The 13,402-nt window shown below is 46.1% G+C and carries 13 protein-coding genes; 3 read left to right on the forward strand and 10 right to left on the reverse strand.

What is annotated here, in order from left to right; translation table 11 throughout:
* Both EPB59_RS14255 and EPB59_RS14260 read right to left on the reverse strand, forming a co-directional pair.
* Positions 1 to 669, reverse strand: a complete 669-nt coding sequence (locus tag EPB59_RS14255) for a glutathione S-transferase family protein (RefSeq protein ID WP_154173410.1) — start codon at positions 667 to 669, stop codon at positions 1 to 3.
* Between the two features lie 11 nt (positions 670 to 680).
* Positions 681 to 1,292: a glutathione S-transferase family protein gene (locus tag EPB59_RS14260; protein WP_154173412.1), complete on the reverse strand. Its 612-nt coding sequence runs from the start codon at positions 1,290 to 1,292 to the stop codon at positions 681 to 683.
* Between the two features lie 103 nt (positions 1,293 to 1,395).
* Here EPB59_RS14260 and EPB59_RS14265 point away from each other — a divergent pair, with 103 nt between their 5' ends.
* Positions 1,396 to 1,977 carry a TetR/AcrR family transcriptional regulator gene (locus EPB59_RS14265; RefSeq protein ID WP_154173414.1) on the forward strand — a complete coding sequence of 194 codons (582 nt, stop codon included), beginning with the start codon at positions 1,396 to 1,398 and terminating at the stop codon, positions 1,975 to 1,977.
* Complete coding sequence (locus tag EPB59_RS14270) at positions 1,974 to 2,366, forward strand: PPC domain-containing DNA-binding protein (protein WP_055032846.1); 393 nt, start codon at positions 1,974 to 1,976, stop codon at positions 2,364 to 2,366. The genes EPB59_RS14265 and EPB59_RS14270 overlap by 4 nt, the downstream gene beginning before the upstream one ends.
* Here EPB59_RS14270 and EPB59_RS14275 read toward each other — a convergent pair.
* The 7 genes from EPB59_RS14275 to EPB59_RS14305 form a co-directional block, all read right to left on the reverse strand.
* On the reverse strand, positions 2,352 to 3,950 hold the full coding sequence (locus EPB59_RS14275) for an ABC transporter ATP-binding protein (protein WP_154173416.1): 1,599 nt from the start codon (positions 3,948 to 3,950) through the stop codon (positions 2,352 to 2,354). The two genes, EPB59_RS14270 and EPB59_RS14275, sit on opposite strands and share 15 nt — an antisense overlap.
* Complete coding sequence (locus EPB59_RS14280) at positions 3,947 to 4,999, reverse strand: ABC transporter permease (RefSeq protein ID WP_431355119.1); 1,053 nt, start codon at positions 4,997 to 4,999, stop codon at positions 3,947 to 3,949. The genes EPB59_RS14275 and EPB59_RS14280 overlap by 4 nt, the downstream gene beginning before the upstream one ends.
* 2 nt (positions 5,000 to 5,001) lie before the next feature.
* Positions 5,002 to 6,084 carry a microcin C ABC transporter permease YejB gene (locus tag EPB59_RS14285; protein ID WP_055032848.1) on the reverse strand — a complete coding sequence of 361 codons (1,083 nt, stop codon included), beginning with the start codon at positions 6,082 to 6,084 and terminating at the stop codon, positions 5,002 to 5,004.
* 8 nt (positions 6,085 to 6,092) lie between these two features.
* Positions 6,093 to 7,910 (reverse strand): extracellular solute-binding protein, encoded by a 1,818-nt coding sequence (locus tag EPB59_RS14290; RefSeq protein WP_055049872.1) that lies wholly within the window; start codon positions 7,908 to 7,910, stop codon positions 6,093 to 6,095.
* A 175-nt stretch (positions 7,911 to 8,085) separates the two neighbouring features.
* Positions 8,086 to 8,607, reverse strand: coding sequence for an NUDIX hydrolase (locus tag EPB59_RS14295; RefSeq protein WP_195707154.1), 522 nt, complete (start codon positions 8,605 to 8,607; stop codon positions 8,086 to 8,088).
* Between the two features lie 92 nt (positions 8,608 to 8,699).
* Positions 8,700 to 9,632 (reverse strand): hypothetical protein, encoded by a 933-nt coding sequence (locus EPB59_RS14300; protein WP_055049874.1) that lies wholly within the window; start codon positions 9,630 to 9,632, stop codon positions 8,700 to 8,702.
* Between the two features lie 213 nt (positions 9,633 to 9,845).
* A complete protein-coding gene (locus EPB59_RS14305) occupies positions 9,846 to 10,709 on the reverse strand; it encodes a YdcF family protein (protein ID WP_055049875.1) in 864 nt (287 codons plus the stop codon).
* 213 nt (positions 10,710 to 10,922) lie between these two features.
* Between EPB59_RS14305 and EPB59_RS14310 the strand changes: the two genes are divergently transcribed.
* Positions 10,923 to 12,395 carry a peptide MFS transporter gene (locus tag EPB59_RS14310; RefSeq protein WP_154173420.1) on the forward strand — a complete coding sequence of 491 codons (1,473 nt, stop codon included), beginning with the start codon at positions 10,923 to 10,925 and terminating at the stop codon, positions 12,393 to 12,395.
* A 100-nt stretch (positions 12,396 to 12,495) separates the two neighbouring features.
* On the opposite strand, the gene EPB59_RS14315 is transcribed toward EPB59_RS14310, so the two are convergent.
* Positions 12,496 to 13,401, reverse strand: coding sequence for a DMT family transporter (locus EPB59_RS14315; protein ID WP_154173422.1), 906 nt, complete (start codon positions 13,399 to 13,401; stop codon positions 12,496 to 12,498).
* Position 13,402 lies beyond the last annotated feature (1 nt).

Consider the following 13,402-nt stretch of genomic DNA (forward strand, 5'->3'; position numbering starts at 1 on the left):
TTATCGTGTGACCATATTGCGGATCTGTTTCGCGCGCTCTTCATCACTTACAGTGCTTGGGGGTGGAACCGTTAAACCTTTTATTACCGCCGGACGTTGCGCAATTTCATTCATCCAACGTTGTAAATGGGGTAAGCCATCGATTGAGATCCCACTCCATTCGTGAATTCGTACCCATGGGAATGTCGCGATATCGGCTATCGAGTATTCATTACCTGCCAGATACGCATTTTGTGTCAGTTGCCCGTCCATCACTTCGAATAAGCGTCGACCTTCTTTTTGGTAACGATCGATCGCAGGCTGGATTTTTTCAGGGAAATAGCGGTAAAACACATTGGCTTGCCCCATCATCGGGCCGACACCGCCCATCTGGAACATTAACCACTGGATCACACGTGAACGAGCTTTGCTTTCTTGTGGCAAGAACATGCCTGTTTTTTCTGCCAGATACAGCAAAATAGCCCCCGACTCAAAAACGGCAAAATCATCGTTATCACGGTCAACTATCGCAGGAATTCGACCATTGGGGTTAATCGCGGTGAATTCAGGTTGTTTTTGCTCATTACTGGAAAGATTAAGCGCATGAGTAGTGTATTCCAGCCCCATCTCTTCCAATGCAATCGCAATTTTATGGCCATTGGGTGTTGCTGCAGTATAAAAATCAATCATGGAAATATTCCTTATTGAAAAGCTGGGCGTTGAGCCACTTGCTCATACCAGCGAGTAATGTGCGGATAATTTTCTGCTACAGGCAATTCGAGTGCTTTTTGGATAAAGCCAATAAAAATGTAGGCGGTGATATCAACAATAGTGAAACGATCCGTAGCAATAAATGTAGACTCGGCCAGACGTTGTTCAAGTTGCGGTAAGAAGGCGGCAACTCGTGCTTTACTCTCTTCCCCCCAAGCATAAACGCAGTTTTCGCGGTCTTGGTAGATACCTGTCAAATTACGAAACGCTTGAAACCCGGCGTAGAGCCCCTGAAGCTCAATCACTCGATGCCACATTTCTATTTGAGCTTGTTCTAGAGGTGAGCGGCCAAACAGTTGCTGCGAATTAGGATAGGCTTGATCAAAATAGCGACAAATAGCCACACTTTCACACAAGGTCGTCCCATCATCTAGTTCAAGTAGCGGCACTTTGCCATTAAGACTTTTACTGCGAAACGTATCGGACAAGTTTTCTCCGCTACGAATATCCACATGAACACGTTCAACATCCAACCCCAATTCTTTAAGAAAAATCGAAACTCGGCGGCTGCTGGGTGTCATAGCGGTTTCATATAATTTCATTCTGCTGTCCTTATTTTCTTTTTCTGAACGATCGTTCTGGTTATACTCTACGCAGTTTCTGAACGTTCAGTCAAGAATATATTTTTCAGTAGTAGAGTTTCGAATGGCAAGAAAATGCAACTTTGATCGAGAAGAAAAATTGCACGAAGCAATGCGGTTGTTTTGGCAAAAAGGTTACGCCAATACCGCCATTTCTGATTTGGTTGATCACCTACAAATCAACCGATTCAGTTTGTATAACGCCTTTGGTGATAAGCAGACGCTGTACTATGAAGCGCTTGATCACTATCTGGCGTTGATGAGTGGTCCGACGTTAAAAGCACTTGAGCTTGAAAATGCGGGCTGGGAAGAGTTGAAAGCCTTTCTTGAAGGGTTTGCCGATTTGCAGAAAACCTCTAAAAACGGTTGTTTTATCCAAAATGCTTTAGTTGAGCACGCGGGGGCTGATCACGAAGTTCTCAGCAAAGGTCATGCCCTTTTCGACCGATTACTCGGATTGATGACCCGAGCTCTCAATAATGCCATGAAGCAAAAACAGATATCGACCACTTTACCTGCTGATGCCATCGCCAAATTAATTCTCACCCAAATGCAAGGGATGCGAGTGTTGGGTAAGGCACAGCGTCAGACGGATCTTGAACAAGGTTTAACGGTGTTAACTCAGTTAATTGAGGGGCGAGCATGATTGAGCTTATTGCGGTTCGTCTAACTCAGGGCGATGACCTTAAACAACAGATCACTCACCTGGTAAAAAAGCATGGCATTCATGCTGGATCGATTGCCTCTTGCGTTGGGTGTCTTTCAAACCTTAATCTGCGTCTAGCCGATAGCGTCTCTCTGATGCAGGTGAGCGCACCGTTTGAAATTCTTTCTCTCGCTGGCACCCTAACCTATGACCACTGCCATATACACATCACGGTTGCAGATGCACAAGGGCGTGCTTGGGGCGGCCATTTACTTGATGGCAACATCATCAATACCACTGCAGAATTGATGATTCACCACTATCCACAACAACGTTTTTCTCGCCAATTTGATCCCAATACGGGATATGGTGAGTTAGTGATTGAGTGACGATAACTGGACTAGCTCTTGAGTGTAAGGATGATGAGGTGCCGTAAAGAGCATTTGAGTTTCACCTTGTTCAACCACCTCCCCGGCTTTCATCACAATGGTGTGATGACAAATGGCACGGATCACCGCCAAATCATGGCTGATAAACAGATATGTGAGGTGATGTTTTTGCTGCAGATCTTTGAGTAAATCCAGAACTTGTGCTTGAACGGTGCGATCGAGTGAGGATGTGGGCTCATCAAGCAAAATAAACTCAGGCTTGAGCACCAGAGCACGAGCAATGGCGATGCGCTGCCTTTGCCCACCCGAAAACTCGTTGGGGTAACGATGCCGTGTTTCACAGTCTAGCCCCACTTCGTGCATCACTTCGCAAATTGCTTGATCAATTTGTTCATCATTGAGTTGAGTGTGTACCCGTAACCCTTCACCAATGACTTGCGCGACTGACATTCTCGGGTTGAGTGCTGAGTATGGATCTTGAAATACGACCTGCATTTTACTGCGAAAAGGCAACATTTCGTGCCGTTTGAGCGGTTGCAGATCTTCCCCTAAATAGCGAATCACGCCCTGTGACGATAACAGCTTTAAAATTGCCATTCCCGTAGTCGATTTCCCTGAGCCACTCTCACCGACTACACCCAATGATTGCCCTTTGAGCAGCGTAAAGTTCATATCGGTGACGGCTTTGATATAAGCCTGTGTACGCCTCAATAACCCACCTTTAATTGGGAACCAGACCCGCAAATTTTCAGCTTGCAGCAAAGTCGGTGCGTCAGGAGTAACTGGCACAGGCGTGCCTCGCGGATCGGCATTAATCAATTGTTGGGTATACGGATGCACAGGGGAATGAAACAAGGCTTGGCACTGATTGGTTTCAACCAATTTACCCTGTTGCATCACGGCCACTCGATCAGCAATGCGTCGTACAATGCTCAAATCATGGGTGATGAACAACATGGCCATGCCCAGTTCTTGTTGCAATGATTTAAGCAAATCGAGAATCTGAGCTTGTACCGACACATCTAACGCTGTCGTTGGCTCATCCGCAATCAACAGTTCAGGTTCATTAATCAGTGCCATCGCGATCATCACGCGTTGGCGTTCGCCACCAGAAAGTTCATGTGGATAAGCGTTGATCTTCATTTCTGGATTACGAATCCCTACCTTTCCTAACCATTCAATCGCTTTTTGCTCCGCGATTGTTGCTCTTATACCGCGGTGAATCGCCAATGTTTCTAGCAGTTGTTTACCAATTTTGTGCAGTGGATTGAGTGAAACCATCGGTTCTTGAAAGATCATGCCAATTCGACCGCCACGGATCCCACGCAACGCTCGTTCTGAACAACGTAACGTATCAATATCGGCAAATCGAATTTGGCCACTCAAATAGTGTGCTGAACCTTTGGGAAGTAAACGCAAAATAGCATTGGCCGTCACTGATTTTCCTGATCCACTTTCACCGACTAACGCTAAGGTTTCCCCGCGTGCCACTTGCAAAGACACACCTTCAGTCACTGGGCGAGCTTGCCCTGCTACGCCAAATCCCACTGAGAGGTTATCAATTTCTAATACCCATTCGCTCATGAAGTACTCCGTTGCAAGTGTGGGTCAAAGGCATCGCGTACCGCTTCTCCGATAAAGACTAATAGCGTCAGCATTGAGGAAAGTACCACAAAGGCTGAGATGCCAAGCCAAGGTGCTTGAAGATTGGCTTTGCCTTGTGCGAGAAGTTCACCGAGTGACGGCGACCCCGCTGGCAGGCCAAAACCAAGAAAATCGAGTGAGGTAAGAGTGGTCACAGAGCCTGAGAGAATAAACGGCATCATAGTTAATGAGGCCACCATCGCGTTAGGCAGCATGTGACGTAAAATAATACGCATATCACTCACGCCCATCGCTTGTGCGGCACGCACATAATCAAAATTTCGACAGCGCAAAAATTCCGCACGTACTACCCCCACTAAGCTCATCCAACTAAACAGAACCATGATGCCAAGTAGCCACCAAAAATTAGGCTCCACAAAGCTAGATAAGATAATTAAAAGAAACAGGGTTGGCATACCTGACCAAACTTCAATAAAGCGCTGACCAAACAGGTCGAGCCAACCGCCGTAGTAACCTTGAGTGGCACCAACCAGCACACCAATGAGTGAGGAGATCACCGTTAACACAAAACCGAAAAGCACGGAGATACGAAAACCGTAAATAATCCGAGCTAAAACATCTCGACCTTTATCATCCGTGCCTAACCAGTTCACTGAATCCGGCGCAGAAGGCACACTGCCGGTGATATCAAAATTGATGGTGTCATAATGAAAACGGATCGGCGGCCAGATGATTTGCCCTTTCTCTTCAATCAAGCCAACCACATAGGGATCGGTGTAATCCGCTTCAGTATCAAATTCCCCCCCGAACTGGGTTTCACTGTAACGCTGCATAATCGGTGTATACCAACCACCGTTGTAATGAATTAACAATGGCTTATCGTTGGCGATCAGTTCAGCAAACAGGCTCATCACAAACAGCAGTAGGAAAATCCATAATGACCAGAACCCACGCCGGTTGGATTTAAATCGAGCCCAGCGAGCTTCAATCAACGGGTTGGGCGCGCGCTTGTTACGTTGCCACATCATGTTTAGCGAGCCTCAAAATCAATGCGGGGATCGACCCACATATAAGTCAAATCCGATAGGATACCGAGCAAGAGCCCTAATAAGGTCATGATATAAAGTGAGCTGAACACTAAGGGATAGTCACGCTGAATCGTCGCCTCAAAGCCGAGCAAACCAATCCCTTCAAGAGAGAACATCACTTCAATCAGCATTGAGCCGGTGAAGAAAATACTGATAAATGCACTAGGGAATCCGGCAATAATGATTAACATGGCGTTACGGAAAACGTGCTTGTAGAGAATTTGTCGTTCATCCAACCCTTTGGCTCGGGCGGTGACTACATATTGTTTGTTGATTTCATCCAGAAAGGAATTTTTGGTGAGCATACTTAACGTGGCAAAACCGCCAATCACCATGGCAAGGGTGGGTAAAGTTAAATGCCAGAAATAGTCGATGATCTGCGCATACCAAGGTAAAGCAGCAAAGTTATCGGAAACCAACCCACGCAATGGAAACCAACTGAAGTAGTTGCCACTGGCAAACAGAATGATCAAGATAATCGCGAATAGAAATCCAGGAATGGCATAACCAATAATCACTACGGCACTTGACCATATATCGAATCGCGAGCCGTGATGAATTGCTTTACTGATCCCAAGCGGGATGGAGATCAAATAAATCAGCAATGTGCTCCATAAGCCCAATGATACTGACACTGGCAACCTTTCAATAATCAGATCAATCACATTGCCGCCTCTAAAGAGACTTTCGCCAAAATTAAAGGTGGCATAGTCTTTCAACATCTGAAAATAGCGTTCATGCAATGGCTTATCAAAGCCAAAGCGACGAGTGATTTCTGCCACCACTTGTGGATCGAGTCCTCGTGAACCTTTATAGCCCGAAACCGGAGCATCTGTCGTCGGCGTAACCTCTTGCCCACCACCGGAAAAACGCTCCATCAAGCCCGACGTATTGCCTTCAAGTTGGGCAATCGCCTGTTCAACCGGACCTCCCGGCGCGATTTGGATAATAAAAAAGTTGATGGTGATGATCGCCCACAACGTGGGTATCACCAGTAACAAACGGCGCAGAATATAGCTGAGCATTGCGCCTCCTAACGCCGTTTTTCTGGAAGCCGCGCGGCTTTTTCTTGGTCAACCCACCAAGTATCCAATCCTAACGAATATTTAGGTAATACGTCTGGCCGACGGAACTTATCCCACATGGCCACACGATAAATGCTTAAGTGCCACTGAGGAATAATGTAAAACTTCCATTGCAATACGCGATCTAATGCGCGACCTAATGCCAGAAGTTTTTCGGTATCTTGTTGGTTTTTGGCAATTTGTTCGGTTAATGCATCAATCACCGGATCATTTGCCCCTGCGGCGTTGTAGGTAGAATCCATATAGTTTGAGTTCCACACAATCAACAGATTAGGGCTTGGATAAGGATTGGCACCGTAGCCGTGTGAGATCATATCAAAATCGCGATCACGCAGGCGCTTAGTATATTGGGTGGTATCAACGGTGCGGATTTTCATTTCAATCCCCATCAACTGCAGATTTTTTTGCAGTGGGATGGCAATGCGCTCCGTGGTTGGATTGTAAATCAGTAGCTCAAAACTCAGTGCTTCCCCTGTTTTCACATTAGTCATCACCTTGTTTTTCAGCTCCCATCCGGCCTCTTTTAGCAGAGCAAAAGCTTCGCGCATTTGATTGCGGATACGCCCGCTCCCATCTGTTACAGAGGGTTGATAAGTCTCTGTAAAAACGCGTGTTGGAACTTGTCCTTTATATGGAGACAACACCGCTAACTCCGCCGCATCGGGGAGACCTTGAGCCTCGTATTCGGTGTTTTGGAAATAGCTGCGGGTTCGTTTGTATTGATCATAGAATAGGTTTTTGTTCATCCATTCGAAATCAAGCGCATAATTTAACGCTTCACGAACACGAACGTCTTGGAAAACAGCTCGCTGAGTGTTGAAGATAAAACCTTGCGTAGATGCGGGGGCTTGATGGGCAATCTCTTCTTTTTTGATGAAACCCTGATCAAAGTGAGTTCCGGTATAGGAGGTAGCCCAGAACTTCGCTTGGCTTTCTTGGCGTAAATCAAACTCGCCGGCTTTGAACGCTTCAAGCATTACCGTGTCATCGCGGTAATAATCGTATTGGATCTGCGCAAAATTGTTCCGCCCGACGTTGACTGGTAAATCTTTTGCCCAATAGTTAGGGTCAAGTTTATAGGTCACACTTTGGCCTGGTTTGAAATCGACGATTTGGTAAGCGCCGCTGCCTACCGGCGGTTGATTCAGTGGCTCTGCCAAATTTTTATCTTGCCAAAAGTGCTTGGGCAACACTCGCGTTGATTGCGCTAAGCTGAACAGTTGTTCTCGATTAGGCTGTTTCATTTCAATTCGAACGGTTTGTTCAGAGAGTGCTTTAACCGACTGCACATCTTTGTAGTAAACACGATATTGCGGAACACCTTCGGTCATAAATTTAGTAAAGGTGAATTCCACATCCTGTGCGGTGATAGGTTTGCCATCATGAAAACGTGCTTTTGGATTGAGGTCAATTTCCAACCAGCGATAGTCATCGGAATAACGAATTTTACTGGCGATCAAGGGATAGTAAGAGTCAATTTCATCGGCTGGTGAAAACATTAACGGATCATACAACTCTTCTGTGTTAGCCGCGGATACGCCACGCGAGGCAAAGCGGTTAAAATTGTCGTAAGTTCCTAGCTCACCAAAGGTGACTTTGCCATATTTGGGGGCATGCGGATTGACATAATCAAAGTGGGTAAAGTTTTCTGGGTACTTTGCTTCCCCGAATCCGACTAAACGGGTGGTTTCCACCACTGCAGCCCAACTTAATTGGCTGGATAATGCAAAGGTAATACCCAGTGCGATTGGCTTCCAATTGCGCATAGCTCTCTCCCTGATAACACGTCATCCAATAGTGTATGTACCTAATTTCTGGCTTGGACTAGGACAATACAAAAAATTGATAATTCAGTAATTTGAATAAGTATATAACCAAACTACTGTAAGTTGCCGCTGAGCAGCAAGAGGGCTCAGGGGAAATTATTCCCCTGAAACGTGATCAATGAAGGGTTTTAGCAATCAAACGTAAAAGATAGGTTTCACGCTCAATGCTCATGCCTTTGCGTGGATCGTTAAGCAGTGTTTGTTCATTGTGAGCAATCGCCTCATGAATATTCACCCAGACCGGTTTCATTCCGTTGCGTTGTTCATAACTTTCCAACTGAGGTGAACCTAACTGAGCATCCACTTCACAGCGATAACAGTAAGACACCATATGGATCACATCGACATCTTGTTGCTTGTCCCATGGACGAAACTCTTGATATAAACCAAACGGTTCAATGTTACGGATATTTTGTGCACCCGTTTCTTCTTGCAGTTCACGAATCATGCCCATAAGGACATCTTCGTCAGTCTCCAAACCGCCACCCGGTAATGAATAGTCATGGTAGCGCTCGGTATACAGCAGCAAAATTTGCTCACCTTGCATTGCAATCGCTCGTGCGGCCTTACGTTGCACGATACGCTGCTCATTCAAAGGTTTAATCTCTGGGTGTACGGCGACATATAACGGTTTCATCGGTTCTCCTTTTCCAACGGTTTTGAGCGATGCTAGCACATCAAAAACTTGAAGACCCTGATAAATCAGGGTCTATTTGCGCTGAATCAAATTTAACCGTCAGCATTGATCTTGGTGATCAGCTCTTTTTCGACGCGATCCGCATCTTCAAGCGCAATCTGGCAGGTACCTGCGGCAGCATGACCACCACCACCATACTTAAGCATCAACTCACCGATATTGGTTTTCGAACTGCGATCGAAAATAGACTTCCCAGTGGCAAAAACGATGTTTTGCTTTTGAAAGCCCCACATCTTATGAATGGAAATATTGCACTGCGGAAACAGCGCATAGATGATGAAACGGTTACCTGCGTAAATCGTTTCCTCTTCCATTAAATCAAGCAGAATCAAATTCTTATAGACTTTACTACAACGTTGGATTTGCTCTTTAAATCGAATTTCATGCTCACGGTATAAATCCACGCGCTCTTTAATATCGGGAAGTTCGAGAATTTCTTCAATACTGGCATGAGTACAGTGATCGATCAGTGCCATCATCAAGTTGTAGTTAGAGATCCGAAAATTATGGAAACGCCCCAAACCGGTTCGCGCGTCCATCAGAAAATTCAGTAAATTCCAACCGGTAGAGTCCAAAACTTCATCACGAGTAAATTGGGCAGAATCGCCTTTATCGACGGCAGACATCATTTCAAGCCATTCGAATGGAAAGGTTTTTTGGCCACCGTAATAATCCCATACCACGCGAGCGGCAGATGGAGCATTAGGATTAATGATGTGGTTAGAACGCTCACCTTTGTTGCGTAACGTTTCAGATAAGTGATGGTCAAAAACTAAGTGAGCATTTGCAACGTAAGGCAAGTTAGTGATGATATCTCGCTCCGTAATGGGAACTTTGCCATCTTGCATGTCTTTAGGATGGACAAACTGAATATCATCAATCAGTTCGATACTTTTGAGCAAAACTGCGCACACCAAACCATCAAAATCACTGCGTGTCACTAATCGATACTTAAGTGATGACATGCTATCCCCCCTTAACAGGTTAGAAATCAAGAAAAATCAGACCAAAAAGGCTGTTTAATTAAGCTTTTCTTAATTGTAGACAGCATCGATCTTTTGACAAACCTGTCATATGGCAAAACCTATTTTTTGTAGAATACTGATATGCAACCCGTAACCCAATGGAGACAGTATGAACAAGGTAGCCCTATTACTAGCCAGTTTCCGTCTGACTGTTTAGCGTTTCCACCAACGACCCGTTCGGTCTAGCTCGGGATCACAAAAACGGTTGAGTAGCGTTAGCTCTGTATCGAGGATGGCTAACATATCACCGACACTCGCCGCTGTGGTTAAAACTACCTCAGATTCAACAACTGTCGCGATAAGATCAAGCATCGCCAGCATGATAGGCTCATTCTCGCAATGTCGCCGCAATTGAGCGAGCGCGGTTTGAGCGATTTGGTATGGTGCTTGGCGAACTTCCGCAAGGTTTTTTTGAAAAGCGTTAACTGCTACACCTTCCAGGAAAACACGATAAGTCGTCAGCTCATCAACCCACAAAAAGCGAATGCCTTGCTGGCTGTGATGCGGATATGGCACGCTAATATGTGCATGCAGATCACGAGAGATATTCAGCCGAACCCCAGCCTGTTGGCAACGTTCATCTAACGTGCGCAGTAACCCTTGTTCATCCATCAGTTGCTGAATCTCAAAAATTCGTTTGAGATGGTAGTCATTAGAAACCAAGGTCAGCGTCAGCGTATCACCAACTCGAAGGTGGCCACTGGTGAGCAATACTTGGGTGACATGCTCGATATTTTCTACTGTGCTGGTGGATTGTTTCTCCAGCAATACTTGAATTTGTGGCAGTGAAAGTGCCAACTGTTGGCATCGCGCTTGGAAATATTCATACATTCGCTGCGCTTCTGATGTTGATTGCCGTTGAGTCACCCCGCCGCAAAACACCACTAAAGCCGTTTGATTTTCATGACACTGTAACGCAGAAATTAATCCCTCTACCCGACTTTTTCCCTCTAGCGTCAATTGGTCCGCATTTAAACGTTTACCCAGTACGATAAAAATGGGTCGAGTGGTGGGCATGACGATCTTCCTTGTTTGATGTTTCTGATAAACAGAATTTCATATTTTTTAACAGGATGTAAAGCTCTACACCATCAAGGCATTCTCTGATTTCAGAAAATGAGTACATCACGGATTTTTTCTGCCATAATCGCGCCCTTAATTTTATTAGATGCTAGCGTATTAAAGATATTTAGTTTTATACGCTATCAGGCAATGTCGAAATAGACCGATATGTGGAATAAACTCAACAAATCAATGATGTTCTGCCAAATGATGTTTGGCCTCTCGTTTTACGGTGTGATGGTGATCCTGACCCGTTTCTTCTTGGAAGATCTCAACTACAGTGAAGCCGATACCATGATGGTGGTTGGAGCATTCTCCTCGATTGGCCCCTTGTTTGCCATCGCTGGAGGCTTTATTGCCGATAAATTTCTTGGTGCCTATCGATCACTGGCCATTTCTTATTTAACTTTTGCGGTTGGCTACGGCTTGTTGGTTCTCGGGGCTTCTTCGACCAACGTGCCTCTGAGCTTGGTGGGCAGTGCACTTGCCAGCTACGCACGTGGGTTGATGTCCCCTTCCTACCCCAGTTTGTACAAGCGCACTTTCGCCAGTGAAGAAGATTTCAATAATGGCTATCCCGTTAACTATTCGGTCAACAACGTCGGCGCACTTTTGGGACAGTATTTATTCCCGATGTTGGTACTGCTGCTTGGTTTTCACGGCAGCTTCGCGCTTTCTGCATTAATGGCAACCTTAGCCACCATCACCCTAGTGGTGATGCGCCGTCCACTGATTGAAGTGGCCAGCGAGAAAGATCAGCAATCCGTCAGCATGGGCAATTGGATGGCGTTCACCCTACTTTCACTGGCGATGGTTGGGTTGGTTTTCTTCATGTTTTCCAACATGGCGATTGGCCAAAACATCGTGTATGCGATTGGGCTTGCGGCGATTGTCTATTTCATCAGTTTGATGTTGAAAGCTCGCCGCGCGGAAGCTCTCAAAATGGGCACCATCTTGATTGTGACGGTGCTGACCACCTGCTTCTTTGTGTATTACGGGCAAATGATGACCTCGATGACCATGGTCACGATTAATACCATGCGCGGCGAGCTGTTTGGCATCATCCCGATTGCGCCGGAAGCCTCGATGGCCATGAATCCACTCTGGTGTATTGTGGCAGGCCCTGCCATTTCTTATCTGTTTTCTACACTAGAAAAGCGTGGCATTACCTTCTCAACCGCAACCAAAATCGCGTTTGCCTTTGTGCTAACCGCTATTTCATTTGGCATTCTGACGTTTGCCGTTTCCACCGTTGGTGAAGAGGCAATTATCCGCCCAGAAGTGTTCTTGGTGATCCATTTCTTCCAAGCGTTTGCCGAAGTCGTGGTGGGGAGCTTAGTGGTGGCGTTTATTCTGTCCGTTGCCCCCAAGCAGATTGAGAACTTCTCAGTGAGCTTGTTTTATATTGCGATGGCGCTCAGTGGCATTATTGGCGCAGTCTTCTCCACCTCCATCGCGTTAGAAAAAGGCCAAGTAGTGACTCAGCAGATCGTACAGATCATTTACGGTGATTACTTCAAACTGCTGACCATGCTAGCGGTGGTCATGGTTGGTGTTGCTTTATTGGCTTCAGTCCTTGTCCGTAAAATGCTTGCTGCAGCAGATGCGAATTCACCAAGTATCCAAGATAAGCAAGCTTAACGCGGCAGTGAATCAAACCATCGCACAAACCAGAGATGGCAATTCGACTGCTGATGATTGATGAAATGGCCTGCGGGCCATTTCTTTTATCCCGTTTTTCTTATCTGGCGAAGGCAACAACCAACCCTGCCACAATCGCGCTAACGCCGAGTAAACGAGTTACGTACCAACGCTCTCCAAGAAATGCGATCCCCATAAACAGTCCAAACACGATGCTAGTTTGACGCAGTGCGACAATAAAACTGACGTTTTCGGTCAACGTCATGGCATAGAGGACCAAGCTATAAGTTCCCCCCATCATCAATCCCGCGAGGGTCGCGGTATAACGAATGCGCCATGCTTCAACAAATGGAGCACGTTGGCCAGTGAACAAATACCAGATCGCCAGTGGTATGCACATTGCCCAAAATTGAATCCCCAAATAAAGCACGGCAGAGTAACTGGCAGGCATTTGTGAGCCTACGGTCTGTTCTATGATCGCCAGCGCTTCTTTATCGATAATCGAATATCCTGCCGTACCTAGCGCCGCCACCAGAGCCCACACAATGCCGAGGTTGGCATAATCGGCGAAACGGAACTGACGAAATTTTTGCAGCGGGATCATCAAGCAGCCGAGCGTGATCAACGCAAATCCCAGCCACTGATTAAGCTGTAAGTCATAGCCCAGCATCACAGTGCCTGCACCAACCAACAATACGGGCAATCCGCGCGCTAAAGGATAAGCAATGCCGATATCCACTTTGCTGTAAGCAAAGGCCAGCCCCAGCATGTACACCATCTGGCTCAGCCCACTCACAACCAAGAGTAACCAAAATTGTGTCGGCAGCGTTGACCAACCAATCTTAGTGAAATACCACAAAATATAAGGCGTGAGGAGCAGTGAGGTCGCTGAAGTGGCACCAAGGAAGAAAGAAGGCCCCGAGCTTTGGTAGCGCTTGCCGATGATATTCCAACCGGCATGCAACAGTGCAGAAAACAGTACTAAGATGATAGGCACAAAAGACATA

Source organism: Vibrio metoecus (genome assembly GCF_009665255.1).
Lineage (GTDB): Bacteria > Pseudomonadota > Gammaproteobacteria > Enterobacterales > Vibrionaceae > Vibrio > Vibrio metoecus_B.

Excerpts from the sequence above, each read along its gene's own strand:
- EPB59_RS14300 (WP_055049874.1), bottom strand. The coding sequence starts at position 9,632 with ATGTCATCACTTAAGTATCGATTAGTGACACGCAGTGATTTTGATGGT.
- EPB59_RS14290 (WP_055049872.1), bottom strand. The coding sequence starts at position 7,910 with ATGCGCAATTGGAAGCCAATCGCACTGGGTATTACCTTTGCATTATCC.
- EPB59_RS14260 (WP_154173412.1), bottom strand. The coding sequence starts at position 1,292 with ATGAAATTATATGAAACCGCTATGACACCCAGCAGCCGCCGAGTTTCG.
- EPB59_RS14315 (WP_154173422.1), bottom strand. The coding sequence starts at position 13,401 with ATGTCTTTTGTGCCTATCATCTTAGTACTGTTTTCTGCACTGTTGCAT.
- EPB59_RS14270 (WP_055032846.1), top strand. The coding sequence starts at position 1,974 with ATGATTGAGCTTATTGCGGTTCGTCTAACTCAGGGCGATGACCTTAAA.
- EPB59_RS14295 (WP_195707154.1), bottom strand. The coding sequence starts at position 8,607 with ATGAAACCGTTATATGTCGCCGTACACCCAGAGATTAAACCTTTGAAT.
- EPB59_RS14255 (WP_154173410.1), bottom strand. The coding sequence starts at position 669 with ATGATTGATTTTTATACTGCAGCAACACCCAATGGCCATAAAATTGCG.
- EPB59_RS14265 (WP_154173414.1), top strand. The coding sequence starts at position 1,396 with ATGGCAAGAAAATGCAACTTTGATCGAGAAGAAAAATTGCACGAAGCA.
- EPB59_RS14310 (WP_154173420.1), top strand. The coding sequence starts at position 10,923 with ATGTGGAATAAACTCAACAAATCAATGATGTTCTGCCAAATGATGTTT.
- EPB59_RS14275 (WP_154173416.1), bottom strand. The coding sequence starts at position 3,950 with ATGAGCGAATGGGTATTAGAAATTGATAACCTCTCAGTGGGATTTGGC.
- EPB59_RS14280 (WP_431355119.1), bottom strand. The coding sequence starts at position 4,999 with ATGATGTGGCAACGTAACAAGCGCGCGCCCAACCCGTTGATTGAAGCT.
- EPB59_RS14305 (WP_055049875.1), bottom strand. The coding sequence starts at position 10,709 with ATGCCCACCACTCGACCCATTTTTATCGTACTGGGTAAACGTTTAAAT.
- EPB59_RS14285 (WP_055032848.1), bottom strand. The coding sequence starts at position 6,084 with ATGCTCAGCTATATTCTGCGCCGTTTGTTACTGGTGATACCCACGTTG.